Annotated in this window: 13 protein-coding genes; 5 read left to right on the top strand and 8 right to left on the bottom strand. The window is 64.4% G+C overall.

Annotated elements, in window-relative coordinates; genetic code table 11:
• Nucleotides 1-10: 10 nt before the first annotated feature.
• Nucleotides 11-1,480, bottom strand: a complete 1,470-nt coding sequence (locus NKF27_RS17550) for an aminotransferase (RefSeq protein WP_253553781.1) — start codon at nucleotides 1,478-1,480, stop codon at nucleotides 11-13.
• Between the two features lie 328 nt (nucleotides 1,481-1,808).
• Here NKF27_RS17550 and NKF27_RS17545 point away from each other — a divergent pair, with 328 nt between their 5' ends.
• Nucleotides 1,809-4,058 carry an autotransporter outer membrane beta-barrel domain-containing protein gene (locus tag NKF27_RS17545; protein ID WP_253553778.1) on the top strand — a complete coding sequence of 750 codons (2,250 nt, stop codon included), beginning with the start codon at nucleotides 1,809-1,811 and terminating at the stop codon, nucleotides 4,056-4,058.
• A gap of 9 nt (nucleotides 4,059-4,067) precedes the next feature.
• On the opposite strand, the gene NKF27_RS17540 is transcribed toward NKF27_RS17545, so the two are convergent.
• A complete protein-coding gene (locus NKF27_RS17540; protein WP_253553775.1) occupies nucleotides 4,068-4,892 on the bottom strand; it encodes a helix-turn-helix transcriptional regulator in 825 nt (274 codons plus the stop codon).
• A 164-nt stretch (nucleotides 4,893-5,056) separates the two neighbouring features.
• Here NKF27_RS17540 and NKF27_RS17535 point away from each other — a divergent pair, with 164 nt between their 5' ends.
• Entirely contained in the window at nucleotides 5,057-6,406 is a 1,350-nt protein-coding gene (locus NKF27_RS17535; RefSeq protein WP_253553772.1) for an MFS transporter, read from the top strand.
• Between the two features lie 65 nt (nucleotides 6,407-6,471).
• Entirely contained in the window at nucleotides 6,472-7,230 is a 759-nt protein-coding gene (locus NKF27_RS17530) for a sulfite exporter TauE/SafE family protein (RefSeq protein ID WP_253029361.1), read from the top strand.
• An 89-nt stretch (nucleotides 7,231-7,319) separates the two neighbouring features.
• Here the strand turns inward: NKF27_RS17530 and NKF27_RS17525 are convergent, their stop codons facing one another.
• Together NKF27_RS17525 and NKF27_RS17520 are read right to left on the bottom strand one after the other, a co-directional pair.
• Nucleotides 7,320-7,937: a flavin reductase family protein gene (locus NKF27_RS17525; RefSeq protein WP_231498596.1), complete on the bottom strand. Its 618-nt coding sequence runs from the start codon at nucleotides 7,935-7,937 to the stop codon at nucleotides 7,320-7,322.
• A 208-nt stretch (nucleotides 7,938-8,145) separates the two neighbouring features.
• Nucleotides 8,146-9,411 carry a homoserine O-acetyltransferase gene (locus NKF27_RS17520; protein WP_253553769.1) on the bottom strand — a complete coding sequence of 422 codons (1,266 nt, stop codon included), beginning with the start codon at nucleotides 9,409-9,411 and terminating at the stop codon, nucleotides 8,146-8,148.
• Between the two features lie 134 nt (nucleotides 9,412-9,545).
• Here NKF27_RS17520 and NKF27_RS17515 point away from each other — a divergent pair, with 134 nt between their 5' ends.
• Both NKF27_RS17515 and NKF27_RS17510 read left to right on the top strand, forming a co-directional pair.
• Complete coding sequence (locus NKF27_RS17515) at nucleotides 9,546-10,106, top strand: TIGR02281 family clan AA aspartic protease (RefSeq protein WP_108132253.1); 561 nt, start codon at nucleotides 9,546-9,548, stop codon at nucleotides 10,104-10,106.
• Complete coding sequence (locus NKF27_RS17510; protein ID WP_253553766.1) at nucleotides 10,103-11,137, top strand: nitronate monooxygenase family protein; 1,035 nt, start codon at nucleotides 10,103-10,105, stop codon at nucleotides 11,135-11,137. The genes NKF27_RS17515 and NKF27_RS17510 overlap by 4 nt, the downstream gene beginning before the upstream one ends.
• Before the next feature lie 301 nt (nucleotides 11,138-11,438).
• On the opposite strand, the gene NKF27_RS17505 is transcribed toward NKF27_RS17510, so the two are convergent.
• From NKF27_RS17505 to NKF27_RS17490, 4 genes are all read right to left on the bottom strand, one after another.
• Nucleotides 11,439-11,828 (bottom strand): cupin domain-containing protein, encoded by a 390-nt coding sequence (locus tag NKF27_RS17505; RefSeq protein WP_052704216.1) that lies wholly within the window; start codon nucleotides 11,826-11,828, stop codon nucleotides 11,439-11,441.
• 59 nt (nucleotides 11,829-11,887) lie between these two features.
• Nucleotides 11,888-12,268 (bottom strand): carboxymuconolactone decarboxylase family protein, encoded by a 381-nt coding sequence (locus tag NKF27_RS17500; RefSeq protein ID WP_253553763.1) that lies wholly within the window; start codon nucleotides 12,266-12,268, stop codon nucleotides 11,888-11,890.
• Nucleotides 12,269-12,569: 301 nt separating this feature from the next.
• Nucleotides 12,570-13,598, bottom strand: coding sequence for a patatin-like phospholipase family protein (locus NKF27_RS17495; protein ID WP_045991237.1), 1,029 nt, complete (start codon nucleotides 13,596-13,598; stop codon nucleotides 12,570-12,572).
• 128 nt (nucleotides 13,599-13,726) lie between these two features.
• Entirely contained in the window at nucleotides 13,727-14,506 is a 780-nt protein-coding gene (locus NKF27_RS17490; protein ID WP_045991236.1) for a 3-hydroxybutyrate dehydrogenase, read from the bottom strand.
• Nucleotides 14,507-14,794: the final 288 nt, after the last annotated feature.

The raw sequence follows: 14,794 nt of genomic DNA, 5'->3' as shown, positions 1-14,794 counted from the left end.
GGGTTCGTGGCTAGAGATAGCCGTCGCGACGCAGGGACTCGGCGGTGGCGGCAAGCGCCTCGTCGAGGATGGCGACGGCCTCGTCGACGGTGTCGCGGGTCCAGATCAGGGGCGGTGAGATCACGTTGAGATGCCCCACCGGACGAATGATCAGTCCGCGCTGCTGGGCCTCGAAGGCCACCCGATCGCCGACACGCGCGTCCACCGGGAACAGCGCCTTGGTGTCCTTGTCGGCCACGTTCTCGATGCACATCATGAAGTGGCTGCCGCGCACGTCGCCGACGGTGGGATGTCGTGACAGCGTCGCCAGTGCCTGCTCCAGATAGGGGCCGACCTCGCGGACGTTGGCGCAAAGCTCTTCTCGCTCGAGGATCTCGATATTCTTGAGCGCCGCGGCGCAACTGACCGGATGTCCGGAGTAGGTGAAGCCGGTGCTGAGTACTCCGCCCTTGCCCTGGGGCTTGCCCAGCACCTCGTAGAGGCGGTCGGAGATCAGGGTCGCGCCGAGCGGGGCATAGCCCGAGGACAGGCCCTTGGCCAGGTTGATGACGTCGGGCTGGGTGTCGAATACCGCTTCCGAGGCGAAGATGTGGCCGAGGCGACCGAAGCCGGTGACCACCTCGTCGGCGATATACAGGATGTCGTGGGCGCGCAGCACCTCCTGCATGCGGGCGTGATAGCCCCGGGGGGCCACCAGTACGCCGCCGGCTCCCATGATCGGCTCGGCGATGAAGGCGGCGATATTGTCGGCGCCGATCTCGGCGATGGTGGCCTCGAGTTCCGCGACCAGATGATCACAGTACTGCGCTTCATCCATGCCTTCGGGGCGACGATAGAGGTTGGCCTCGCTTAGATGGGTGACCAGACCATCGAGGGTGTCGAATTCCCAGTTGTTGCTCTCGATACCGGTCAGGCTGGCGGCCAGGTAGGTGGTGCCGTGGTAGGCGTTGCGGCGCGACAGGATACGCTTCTTGTTCGGCTTGCCCAGGCGGTTGAAGTAGTAGTGCACCAGGCGGATGGTGGCGTCGTTGGCGGTGGAGCCTCCGCAGCTGTAGAAGACATGGTTGAGGTGGGCCGGGGCCAGTTCGGCGAGCTTGGCGGCCAGCCGCGTAGCCGGTGCGTTGGACAGATTGTTGAAGGTCGAGAAGTAGGCCATGCGGGTGGCCTGTTCGGCCATGGCCTGGCCGATCTCGGCACGACCGTGGCCAACGTTGACGCACCACAGCCCGGCGATGCCGTCGATAAAGCGGTTGCCGTGAATGTCCTGAACGTGGATGCCCTCGGCATCGGTGATCAGCTCGCAGCCCTTGTCGTGGAAGACGCTGAAGTCGGTGAAGGGATGGACGAAGTGGTCCCGATCCTGGCGCCACAGGGTCTCGGCATCCACTGTTGCTGGGACTGGGGCCGGGGCCGGAACCGGAGCCGTGTCGGCGACGGGAGTCGAGGGGCGGGACGAGAGGCGAGTGTCGGGTGTTGTCATTGGAAACCTCCTTGGGAAGGTCTCCAGTCTCGCCAGACTGCCCCTGTCGATGACATATCCTTATGAGGGTAGGTCTCCTCGGGCCGCCAGGCGGCGGCAGTGCCGGTATCACCGATGGGGTAGCCTATGATCGACTCAGGTTGCCATGACCTTGATCTACCTCATGATTGAGAGAGGGGTGCGCGAAACGGCACTACCGAGACTTGAGGCAGACGTAGCGATCCTCCGACGTTGGTGTAGGCTGTGCCGTAATGATCCGCAGGTGCCGGAAGAGGTGGCCCAGATTCCGGCGCGGCGGATGCTGAATGGTCAGTCCGGATACTTTGCCATGTTGCCAGCACCACCCTTTACTCGTCGTGCCCTGGGCACCCTTGTCGCCTTTCTGATGTCGGCCCCGTTACCCGCTATCGCCGCCAACTGTGGTGCCTCGGGAGGGCTGGCGTTTGTCGGTGTCACCAACGATGGTTCGCGCTCGGTGTGGTTGTCGGGGACCTCGCCGGGTGACTTCGGGTTGGAGGCGGCGCAGGGAAAGCAGAGCGTCGATGAGTGGACGCGCAATGCCGGCGGCCTGCACCTGACCCTGTCGCCAGTGGTATCCAACGGCAACGGTGGTGTGCACAAGCTTCTGGATCTGGGGGGCAACAAGGATTGTCTGCTGGATACCCAGAACCAGAAGGGTGGCTTCACATTGCCGCCGGCCGGGCAGATCCCGATGCCGGAGCGTCCGGGCATTACCCCTCCCATCGGCAAGATCTTTCCTGATTTTTCCCGCCCTGGCGGGGTGACGCCGCCGATAGGTACGGTGCCTCCAGGCTTCCGGCCACCCACCGGGGTGACGCCGCCGATAGGGACGGTGCCGCCAGGATTCCGACCCCCGACCGGAGTGACGCCGCCGATAGGCACGGTGCCACCCGCTTTCCCACCAATCGAGCGGCCGCCGACCGGGGTGACGCCGCCGATAGGGACGGTGCCGCCAGGCTTCCGACCCCCGACCGGGGTAACGCCGCCGATAGGCACGGTGCCTCCGGGCTTCCGACCGCCGACCGGGGTAACGCCGCCGGTAGGCACGGTGCCGCCCGCTTTCCCACCAATCGAGCGACCACCGACCGGGGTGACGCCGCCGATAGGCACGGTGCCGCCGGACTTCAGACCACCCACCGGGGTGACGCCACCGATAGGTACGGTGCCACCGGCTTTCCCACCAATCGAGCGGCCGCCGACCGGGGTGACGCCGCCGGTAGGCACGGTGCCTCCGGACTTCAGGCCGCCCACCGGAGTGACGCCGCCGATAGGTACGGTGCCCGCCCCCGAACGTCCGCCGGTGGGGGTGACGCCGGGGCGGCCCACCCTGGGGCAATGGAGCCTTCCTCCGAACGTTGCGCGGCCGGGCGAGGTAGCGCCCCCCATCGGTGTCGTGCCTCCGGATGTCAGGCCACCTTCCGGGGTGACACCTCCCATCGGCGTCGTACCGCCTGAACAGCGTCCGCCGTCGGGTCTGACACCCTCTGTGCCATCGATACCCCAGGGCCAGATCGTTGGCCGTGTCGATGCGGCCGAGTGGTATGCCGGGCGGGTGCCGCTGCCGGCTAACCGCTGCATCGACCCTCGTCACGACCCCAGACTCGGGGGCGCGCCGCTGGCCGATGGCACCCTGCCGGTGGTGACCTGCCCCGAGAACCTGCTGCGCCAGCACGCCCAGGCAAGAACCCGGAACGCGCTGGAGGCCACCTTGATGGAACAGGTGCCGATCACCGCAGGGCGTCAGGGAGAGCCGGTCTCTCCCTGGAACACCTGGGTGGATGCTCGTTATACCGATATCTCCGATGACCGTGATGGCCAGGATCTGGATGGCGAGGCCCAGGTAGTGGCGGTGGGGGTCGACCGCTGGGTGTCGGAGCAGGCGGTGGCGGGTGTCAGTTTTAGCGTCGACTCGAGCCGCTCTGACAACTTTGGCGGCGCCTGGGACAGCGACAGCGATGGCTTCAGCATCTCGCCCTATGTCGCCTATCGACTGTCCGAGCGCTGGGCGTTGGACGCATCGCTGATCTGGCGCTGGGGTGACAATGACACCGAACTGGCGACCCTGGATGGCAGCTTCGACACCCGTAGCTTCGGCGGCGCGCTCAATGCCCACGGTCAGTACCGCTGGGGGGAGGCCCTGTTGCGTCCCACCGTCTCGCTGTTCTACTCCCGTGAGCGCAGCGACGACTATGACCTGGACGGCAAGATCCTGGGGATACCGGTGGAGGTGGAAGTGCCCGGCGACTCCTACAGCACTGGCGTCGCGTCGGTCAGTGGTGAGCTTAGCCGTATCTACCACACTGACCACGCGGGTCTGATCATGCCCTACGCCGAACTGGGGGTGGACTGGGCCTTCGAACAGCCCAACGACGGGCGCTACCTCAACGAGGATCTGGAGTGGGAGGACCCTTCTGACCTGACGGGTACCCTGCGCACTGGCGCTCGCTGGTTTGTCGGCGAGGCCACCCTGCTCGAGGCCAGCGCCGGCTATCTCAGCATCGGCCATGATGACCTGGATATCTGGGAGGGACGGTTGTATCTCTCCTACCGCTTCTGAGCGGGTGCGTCAGTCGCGCTGCTGGCGGGAGATCAGCGCTACGTGATCGAGAAAGGCGCGAAACAGCTCGGCCTGACTCGAGACCTGCAGGCGCTGGTAGACGTGCTTGCGGTGGACCTTGACGGTACCGTCGCTGATGCCGAGCTCTCGCGCCGCCGACTTGGCCGAGTGGCCCGCCAGCAGCAGGCGCACGATATCCTGCTCGCGGCGGGTGAGCACACCCTGGCCAAAGCTCGAGAAGGCGGCGTCGACGGGCTCGACCTCCTGGTGTTGCGGTTCGAAGGCACTGCGTTGCCAGCTCCAGAACCGCTGAAGCAGGGCTTCGACGATGGGCGTCAGGTGGCGTAGCGCCTGTACGGTGCGCCGAGTCACCGGTCGCGACTGGGTACGGAAGCCGAGGGACAGCACCATCACGGTGTCGTCGCTGACCCGTGCGAAGAGTCCGATCTCATCCTTGAGTCCCAGGCCGCGATAGTAGTGGTGGTAGTACTCGCTGCTCTCGAAACGGTCCGGCGCCAGATCGCGCAGTCGATGGGTACCGTTATCCTGACCAGACTCGATGGCCTGGAACATCGGGTCGAGCAGGTAGATGCGACTCAGATAAGGGTCGATGTCGCGCTGGCGGCGTTCGGGGGGATAGTTGTCATGGACCACTCGCGGACGGCCTCGGCCCTGGTAGGCATGCAGGATCAGGGTGTCCATGGGCACCAGCTCGGCGAGTGCCTGCTCCAGCTGTCGCGGAAGGTCGCTGCGATCGGCGCCCTGAATCAGGCCAGCCAGTCGTTGGTGCCAGGCCTGGGCCGCGCTGGATGCCAGGTAGTCGATGGGAGTCATGGGGCTCGCTGGGTCTAAAGTCTGAAGCCCACACTGTATCACTTCGTTATTGGTGCCAGTGGTCGCCCCAAGGGTCTGCCGGGCTCGGCGTGACGTGGCGCTGGGGCGAGTCGGGCTGCTATCTTGGACTCCTTTGCCAACGGGACGGCAGCATGAGCGTGAGCATGACGACTCCAAGGGGCGGCGACAGGGCGAGCCGGCGCGAGATCTTCGGCTGGGCGATGTTCGACTTCGCCAATCAGGCCTACACCCTGCTGATCATCACCGTGGTGTTCGGTGAACTCTTCACCACGGTGATCGTCGGCGACCGAGGCGACGACTTTCGCCTGGCTAACCTGCTGTGGAGCCTGGCGCTGGCGCTGAGCTTTCTGCTGGTGGTGGTGACCGGTCCGCTGTGCGGTGCGGTGATGGACTACCGCGCCGAAAAGAAGCGCTTCCTGTTTGCCAGCTATCTGGCCACCATCGCCACCACCGCCATGCTTTACTTCGTCGAGCCGGGCTACGTGGCGCTGGGCTTTGTGTTGATCATCCTGTCCAACTACGCCTACTCGATGGGTGAGTCCTTTATCGCGGCCTTTCTTCCGGGGCTTGGGCCGCCAGAGAAGCTTGGCGCCATCTCCGGTTTCGGCTGGGCGCTGGGCTACGTCGGCGGACTGGTGGCAGCGGGCTTCACCCTGGCCATACTGGGCGAGGCCTCCGCGGATAACTTCGAGCGTATCCGTTGGGTCGGGCCCTTTGCCGCGGGCTTCTTCCTGTTGGCGGCGATACCAACCTTCGTCTGGCTCAAGGAGCGCGCCGAACCGCAGCCCCATCGCCAGCCCTTCGCCCGCATCGCCTGGCAGCGGGTATCGACCACCTTGCACGAGCTGCGTCGGTTCCGTGACCTGGGTCTGTTTCTGACCTCGGTGCTGTTCTCCATGGCTGGTGTCTACATCATCATCGCTTTCGCCTTCATCTATGGAGCCCAGGTCATCGGCTGGCAGGAAAGCACCCGCAACCTGATGTTCATCATCGTCCAGATCACCGCCGCGGCAGGGGCACTCGGATTTGGCTTTATCCAGGACCGCATCGGTACCCTGGTGACCTATCTGATGACTCTGGTGCTGTGGGTGCTGGCGATCCTGGCCATCTGGGCCACCCCCGAGGTCACCGCCTGGCTAAACGCTACCTGGGGACTCGACTGGCAGGCCGAGCAACTGTTTCTGGTGGTCGGCTGCCTGGCGGGCCTCAGCCTCGGCTCCAGCCAGTCGGCCAGCCGGGTCCTGGTAGGCCTGTTCTCGCCCCGCCAGAAGGCGGCCGAGTTCTTCGGGTTCTGGGGGTTGGCCAACAAGCTGGCGGGGGTTATCGGTATCGTCGGCCTGGGACTGCTGCAGGCGGCGGTGGGGCTCAAGGCCTCGATCCTGTTGTGCGCCGCCTTCTTCATCATCGCCATCGTCATCTGCGCAGGCGTCAATCAGCGCCGTGGCCAGCGGGTGGCAGGGGAGTGGGAAGCCAGGCTGGACGATACGCACTGAACCAACTGGGCCGAGGGAACGCTATCGAGGACCTTGGCCCAGAGACCCGTACCGAGGACGATTGAATGCTGCCGGACGCGCTGTTCGCACCCGCTACCCTGATCCTGCTGTCGGCCATCTTCGTTCTGGCAGGACTGGTCAAGGGAGTGCTCGGCATGGGCATGCCCACGGTACTGCTGGCGCTGTTGACCGCGACCCTGGGGCTGCCTCTGGCCATGGCGCTGATGCTGGTGCCCACGGTAGTCACCAACGTCTGGCAGGCCCTGGTGGGAGGGCATCTGCTGGCGCTATGCCGTCGGCTCTGGTTGTTTCTGCTGGCGGCGGTGCTGGCGGTCTGGCCGGGGGTATGGGTGCTGGCCAGCGTCGAGGCTCACTGGCTGTCGTTGCTGCTGGGGCTGTTGCTGATGCTCTACGCACTGATGAATCTGAGCGGGCGACGGCTGCGCTTCTCGGGAAGCCCGGTCCAGGCCGGCGCCGTCGGCGCGATGAATGGCGTCCTGACCGGGCTGACGGGCTCCAGCGTCTTCCCCGGGGTGCCCTTTCTACAGGCCATCGGTCTGTCACGGGACGCCCTGGTTCAGGCCATGGGGCTGTTGTTCAGCCTGTCGACCCTGAGCCTGGCGCTGGCACTCGGCGAGAGGGACTTGCTCTCCACCGACCTGCTGCTGGCGTCGAGCCTGGCGCTGCTGCCGGCGAGTCTTGGCATGTGGTGGGGCGCCTGGCTCAGACGCCGGCTATCCGAGGCGCGCTTTCGCCAGGTGTTCCTGCTTGGCCTGCTGGCCATGGGCGGCTACCTGGTGACGCGTTCGCTGCTTGCGGCTTGAGCAACGGCCCGGGCGACCCGAGCTTCATCGAGAGCTGCATTGGGCCGTTGCAGGCGCCGTCAGGGGTTGCCGGGGCGCCCCAGGGTTCGTTACTTCGGACGTTCCAGGGAGAACAGGTCGGTGCAGCGTGCGTAGTCGCTGCCGGCCATGCGCCCGATCGGGGCCAGGGCGTCGCAGCTGACGTGTCGACCGTTCCACACCCGGGGATCGGCGTGGATGACGGTCACCTCGGCCAGTACCAGGTTGCCTGACAGCGGACGGTCGCCGAAGTGCAGGATATCGTGAAGGCGACAGCCGAAGGCAACCGGTGCCTCCTGAATACGCGGTACCCGCAGGTCTCCCAGGCTGGCCTTGGTCAACCCGGCATGGTCGAACTCGTCTCCCTCGGGCGGCAGGCTTGCGCTGGTGGCGTTGAGCGCCTCGGCCAGCGCCTCACCACCGATATGCACGATGCACTCGCCGACCTGCTTGAGGTTGGCGATGGTGTCCTTGGTGGCGCCTTCGCCATTGAGCAATGGAGAAAACGCCAGCACGGGGGGATCGACGCTGGCCACATTGAAAAACGAGAAGGGCGCCAGATTGGCGTGACCGCTCTCGCTCAGGGTCGACACCCAGGCGATGGGACGCGGAGCGATGGCTCCGGAGAACAGTCGATAGATCAGGCCGGCGTCCAGCTCGCTGACCTTGAGGGTGGCGTCGTCGCTCACTGTCGAACTCCTTGTCTTCATTGTCGTTGCAACAGCACCCGTTGTGATGGTGCCAGTTGGCGTGGGGCGGTCCAGGCGCTATCCCAGCACGCCGAGCCCGACAGGTCCAGCCTTGGCGGAGCTGCGTGATCGAGGCCATCGCGCCGGTGCTAGAAAGGCGCCGGGGCCGCCAATCAGGCCCCGGTGCCAGGTCGGCGACGGCGGGCGTTCAGGGAATCGGTGCCTCGAGGAAGTCACGCAACGGTTTTTCGGCCTGCTGGATGTTCACCACGCCGTCGATGTGGCCGCGGTCACCCTCCAGGGCCTCGAGGGTCACCGGAGTGCCGTCGGCCTCAATCAGTGCGGCGGTCTCGCGAACCTTCTGGGGCGAGAACACCAGGTCGTCTTCGCTGTAGAGCATCAGGGTCGGGGCCTCGATGGCGGCCAGGCCCGCCTCCAGGCTGTCGCCGTGGCCGGTCATGAAGGCCTGGTTGGCCTTGACCAGGTACAGCAGGTGATTGGCGTCGGCGGTGGCAGCCCGCTGTTCGGCGACGCTGTCCAGGGTCGCCTCGACCTCGTACTGGGCTTCCAGTGAACTCATCGGCGAGGTGTCGGCGTCGGCCCAGTCGCGGTCGAAGGTGGCGTCCGCCCAGCGCCAGTGGTTGGCCTGCAGGGTGATCAGCTTCAACGACTCGCGCAGACCGTCGAGCGGTGGCGTCTGTCCGTAGTAGTCACCGCCGCGCCAGTGGGGGTCCAGCGTGATGGGGGCGGCCCAGGCGTCCAGGCTGGCGATCAGCCAGGGATCGGCCACGCCCGCACCGATCACCGGAATCAGGCGTTCGACCCGCTCGGGATAGGCGCTGGCCCACTCGTAAGCCTGCAGCGCTCCCATGGAGGCACCCATCACCGCGTGCAAGCGCTGGATACCCAGCTCATCCAGCAAGGCCTTCTGAACATTGACGAAGTCGCGAATGGTTACCAACGGGAAGTCGGTGCCCCAGGGCTCGCCGGTGTCTGGGTTGTGACTGGCAGGACCGGTGGTGGTGACTCTGGGGTCGCCGGCGTTGAGGTTGACCAGGGTGTCCGACGACACGACGTAATAGCGGTCGGTGTCGAGCGGCTTGCCGGGGCCGATGATGGCATCCCAGTAGCCCGGGGTCTCTTCACCGTCATAGCGGCCGGCGGCGTGACTGGTGCCGGAGAAGAAGTGGGTGATCAGGATGGCGTTATCGCCTGCCTCGTTGAGCTCGCCATAGGCCTCCCAGCCGACTCTGACCGGGGCGATGGTGTCACCGCCGACGGTGGTGTAGCTTGGCATCTCGAAGATCTGTTTGGTGACCTCGTCCAGGCCGGTGGACGCTGCCTCGTCATGGTTGTCGGCGCTGGCCAGTGCCGGCGAGGCGATAAGCCAGATCGAGGCGACGAGGAGGCCAAGGGCGACGGCGGCGCCAGGCTGGCGCCGGTCATGGAGAGCGGACGCATAAACTGTCATCATGAACCTTCCCTGGTGGTGGTCGGCGCGGACGATGCCGCGTACAGACACCAGTACAGCGTTCACCTGGCGCCTTCGCCATGCTGCCTTCGTCGTCCCGGCGCGAGGAGGACGAAACCGCCCGTGAGGAGAAACCGATGACCCAGCGACAGGGGACACGTGGCCCCGGGCTCGCCATGATGCTGTTGTTCTGGGTGCTGTTCATGGGGCTCGGTGGCTGGTGGGCGACGTCCTGGCTGGAGCAGCGCCTGAACCCCAATGCCAACCTGAATCAGGTGGCCGAGGGCGAGCCGTTGAGGCTCAAGCGCGGGCCTGGCGGACACTTCGTCGCGCCCGGCAGCATCAATGGCACGCCGGTGACCTTCCTTGTCGACACCGGCGCTACCCGTGTCGCTCTGCCGGGAGATCTGGCGGCAAGACTGTCGTTGCCGGACCTCGGCAGCGCCTGGTTTCATACCGCCAATGGTCGTGCACAAGGCACCCTGACACGCCTGGACAGCGTTACCCTGGGCGGCCTGTCGGCGACTCGGGTCGATGGCTCCATCAGCCCGGGCATGGAAGGTGAGACGGCGCTGCTGGGCATGAGCTTTCTCGGACGCTTCGACATTGCCATCCGTGGCGATATCCTGGAATTGCAGGCGCGCGGCTCCTCGTCACCGAGAGCCGACGCCGCTCCACACAAGGAGATTCAACCATGACCGCGCTCTCTCGATTGCGGCTGAAGTGGCCCATCCTCCAGGCTCCCATGGCCGGCGCCCAGGACGAGACACTGGCGCTTGCGGTCACCGCAGCCGGAGGTCTGGGAGGCCTGCCTGCCGGCATGCTGGCCCTCGAGGCGCTGGATCAGGCCCTTGCAGCGGTGGAAGGACAAGGCCCGGTCAACGTCAACTTCTTCAGCCATGTGTCGCCCGAGCCTCAACCGAGTCGACTGGAGAAGTGGCGAGCGTTGCTGGCCCCTTACCATGAAGAGTTGGGAATCGCGCCGCCACCTCCAAGTGACACGCCTACCAGACGACCGTTCGACAGCGATGCCTGTGCCATCGTCGAGCGCCACCGTCCCGCCGTGGTGAGCTTTCATTTCGGTCTACCCGAGGCTCAACTGGTCGAGCGGGTGAAGGCCTGCGGTGCGCTGGTGCTGTCTACCGCCACCACGGTGGATGAGGCCCGGTGGCTGGAAGCCCATGGCGCCGACGTGGTGATCGCCCAGGGCCTTGAAGCAGGCGGTCACCGGGGACATTTCTTGAGTGACGACCTGAGTCTTCAGTTGCCGCTGGCGTCATTGCTGCCCCGGGTGGTCGAGGCTATCTCGTTGCCGGTGGTGGCGACCGGAGGGATCGGCGACCCCCAGGGGGTCCGGCAGGCACTGGACCTGGGCGCCCAGGCGGTCCAGATCGGTACCGCATTGCTGTGCTGCCCCGAGGCCTCGGTGAGGGCCGTCCACCGCAGGGCGCTGCTGGATGATGAAGCCTCCACCGACATCACCAATGTCTTCTCCGGTCGGCCCGCCCGCGGGATCGTCAATCGTGCCATGCGCGAGCTGGGGCCGCTGTCGGATGAGGTACCCGACTTTCCGCTGGCTGCCAGCGCCTTGTGCGAGCTGCGCGCGGCCCACGAGTCCCGTTGCAGCGGTGACTTTTCTCCGCTGTGGGCTGGCCAGAATCGGCGCCACTGTCGTGAGGTCCCGGTGGCCGAGCAACTCCAGTGGCTGGCCAGCGAACTCGAGGAGTAATGAGGGGCACGTTGTCCTGTGCACTCGCAACGCCAACCTGGCGACAAGCGCAGGTTGCGGTTCCTGGGGGCAGGTCAGGGTAGCAAGTCGGCACTAGCTCTACGGAAATCCGCGGCATTCTTGTACACATGACTGCGGCGCTTTTGCATAGCATGCGGCTTCGCTCTGGCATAAAAAACCGCGGCACTCGGCGATGAGTGGCCGCGGCTTCTGCTGATATCGGTTGATTATTGCTTTACCGATGTTTTACCGCCTTGTGGCGGGGCGAACGACATCGCCGAGCATGCTTTCGGTCTGTCGATCAGCACTCGCCTTCGGCGCACTTCTCGGTCTCGGCCAGGTCCGCAGCGTAGATGATGACGTCACCGTCTGTCTCATTCTTCCACCAGTGCCAGATCTCGTTGAACTCGGCGATGATCGACGGCGCCTTGTGAACGCGCGGCTGCTCATGCTTGGAGTTGTACTCGACGATCTCGCCCTGGAACACGAACAGGATAGCCGGGCGGTTCTCGTGGGAGTGGTAAGGCACGATGCCACCTGGTGCCACGTCGACGCGGCGGAAGCGCAGGTGACGTTGCTCCAGCGGTGCAGCGCCTGCCGGCAGCTTGACGTCCGCAAGGTCGATGTAGGCCAGTGTGGTATCGACCTCGTCAACGGGTTCCATCGGCGGATTTTTCTGATGTTCAAACATGGCGTAATTCCTTCTTGCGATAGATCGCGGTGGGTGGGGCGTGTATCACCGTGGTGATGTCATGAATCTGGGTACACTTCCTTGACGGCCAGCACTGCATTGATGGTGACCGGAAAGCCGGCATAGGGCGCCAACTGCATGAACAGTTCGACCAACTCGTCCCGGGTGAAGCCCAGTGAATGAGCAATGCCGATATGGATGCGCAGCTGGTTGTCATGACCTCCACAGGCCAGTGCCGAAAGGGTGGCGGCCTGACGGACCTTGGGGCCGAGTCCTTCGCGCCCATACATTTCACCGAAGGGAAACTCTGCGACCAGGCGGAGGAGGTCCGGGGCGAAATCGCCGAGTTTCTCCTCCAGTGCCTGGGCGGCGGCAGGGTTGTGCTTGCGGAAGAAGGCGAGTCCCTTCTGCATGTTGGGTGATGCGGGGGTAGAGCTCATTTACTGCGTCCTCGTTGCGGTAAGGGGCAGAGAAGGCCATCTTTCCTTGAGCCAGCTGTGTCCCGTTTCGTTCGCTATCCAGGGCAATTCAACGTCGTGACACCACCTGAAGCGTTGAACTGCACCTGACGTGTTCCGACAACTCGTTGTATGAGGTAAGCTTTAATTAGGTTAAAACAAACGACCGTTTTAAGTTGTTGTCCGTACCCTGCGTATGCGGTGCTATCGTTTTTGGTCGGTGCCGGGTCTGCAACCTTACCGGCACCGCTATGCCATAACGCCTATCGGGACCCACTGCCGATCAGTGGGTGCCCTCGAACATGGCTCTCAGGTCGACGCTGTCCTGCTTGCCGATGTCGTCGTAGTGTTGCTCGATCCAGTCCTGGGCGCGTTTGCGGCCGAGATCTCGCAGATGGCACAGGAAGTCCCACTCGGCGTTGAGCTTCGATGAGGCCCCGAGGGGTTTCAGCAGGTCCTGGCTATCGATGATATGGACCAGCATGTCGCGATAGTTCTTGGGGTCGAGGTGGCCTTCGTGGATCAGTCGCTTGACGAAGGCGAGGGCCCTCAACTCCTTGAGCAGACTGGCATTGAAGGTGATCTCGTTGGTGCGATTGAGGATCTCCTGGGCGCTGGTCGGCGACCCCTCACGCTCCACCGGATTGACCTGGACGATCAGGATGTCTCGGGACTCGGTGGTGTGATAGAAGGGAAACAGCGGAGGGTTACCGGAATAGCCGCCGTCCCAGTAGGGCACGCCGTCGACTTCGACCGCTTCGAACAGGAAGGGCAGGCAGGCCGACGCCATCACCATGTCGGGGGTAAGTTCGGCGCGATCGAAGATCTTGACGCGCCCGGTCTCGGCGTTGGTCGCGGCCACGAAGACCTTCATCTGGTCGCAACCACACACATTGTCGAAGTCGACCTGCTCGACGATGATGTCCCGCAGGGGGTTGTACTTCATGGGGTTGAACTGGCTCGGCGAGAAGAATCGCGTCATCAGGTCGAAGTAGACGTGGCCCGGCGAGTAGTCGAGGCTCCAATTTCCGCTAAGACGATCCCAGGGGGTGCGCTGCAGAATGCTGAAGCGCGCCGACTGGGACACGGCACGCCAGAACGTTTCCAGTTTTTCGCGCCCAGCCTCTCGCCCGCCCTGGACCAGACCATCGGCCAGAACGACAGCGTTCATGGCGCCAGCGGAGGTGCCGGAAATGGCCTCGATCTCGATGCATGGGTCGTCGAGCAGGGCGTCGAGGACCCCCCAGGTAAAGGCGCCGTGAGCGCCTCCACCCTGAAGTGCCAGACTTATTTTCTTGGGTGGCTTGGCCATCAAGCTCTCCTGTCATCTTGGTGCGGTCGTCCGTGAGGCCAGGTGCCCCGGCTGCAAGAACGGTGGCAAAAAGCGCTAGCAACAGCATCGTCTGCAGAGGGACTGCAAGCTCTGTGTCGAACGCTTCTTCAGTGTGCTGTCCAGCCGCCATCGACCGGCAGGGCGATTCCCGTCATGGAGGCGGCGCCGTCCGAACACAGGAACAGCGCTGTGGCCGCCAGTTGTTCGGTGGTGACAAATTGGCGGGTCGGCTGGTTGGCGAGCAAGACGTCGCGAATGACCGAGTCCTCGGAGATACCGCGTGCCTTGGCGGTGTCGGGAATCTGCTTCTCGACCAGAGGCGTCAGCACGTATCCCGGGCAGATGGCATTGACGGTGATGCCGTGTTCGGCAACTTCCAGCGCCACGGTCTTGGTCAGTCCCAGAACGCCGTGCTTTGCGGCCACATAGGCCGACTTGAAAGGCGATGCCACCAGAGCATGGGCGGACGCGATGTTGATCACTCGCCCCCAGCCACGTGCCTTCATGCCAGGCAAGGCGGCCTTGGTCAGGTGAAAAGCGGAATTCATGTTGATGGCGATGATCGCGTTCCACTTGTCCTCGGGGAACTCGTCCACCGGTGCCACGTGCTGAATACCGGCGTTGTTGACGATGATGTCCACGCTGCCGAATTCTGCCTCGGCCCGCTTGTGCATGGCGCTAATCTCGCCGGGGTCCATCATGTTGGCGTTGTCATAGACGACCTTGACGCCGTGCTTCTCGAGACTGGCGCGGGTGGCCTCCACGTCCGCGGCGGCCTCGATACCGTTGATGACCAGGTTGATGCCCGCCTTGGCGAAGCCTTCGGCGATACCGAGACCGATACCGCTGGTGGAGCCGGTGATGATGGCGGTCTTCTGCTGGGGCATGGATCACTTCCTCTAGAGACGAGATCGCCGGCGCTGGCCGGCAGGAACTTGCAGCGTGTTCATGGCTTGACCGATAGGTCGCTTCACTGGCCTCGCGCCTCGATTCGTCGACGAGCTTTTTCGATGCCGTCATCGACATCGACCAGCTCCACAGAGCTCGACGTGTTTCACCGAGTCCGATCAGGCGACAGGCCGGCAGCAGGCTCGTTAGTCATGGCCTTGTTCGACAGTGTCACCAGCATAGACTGGCATGCAAGATTCGGCTTTTGCTGAAATGGCTTTATCCAC

Source organism: Halomonas sp. DN3 (assembly GCF_024137905.1).
GTDB classification, from domain to species: domain Bacteria; phylum Pseudomonadota; class Gammaproteobacteria; order Pseudomonadales; family Halomonadaceae; genus Halomonas; species Halomonas litopenaei.
Note: the sequence above shows the minus strand (reverse complement) of the source record. Positions and strands in the feature narration are given on the sequence as shown.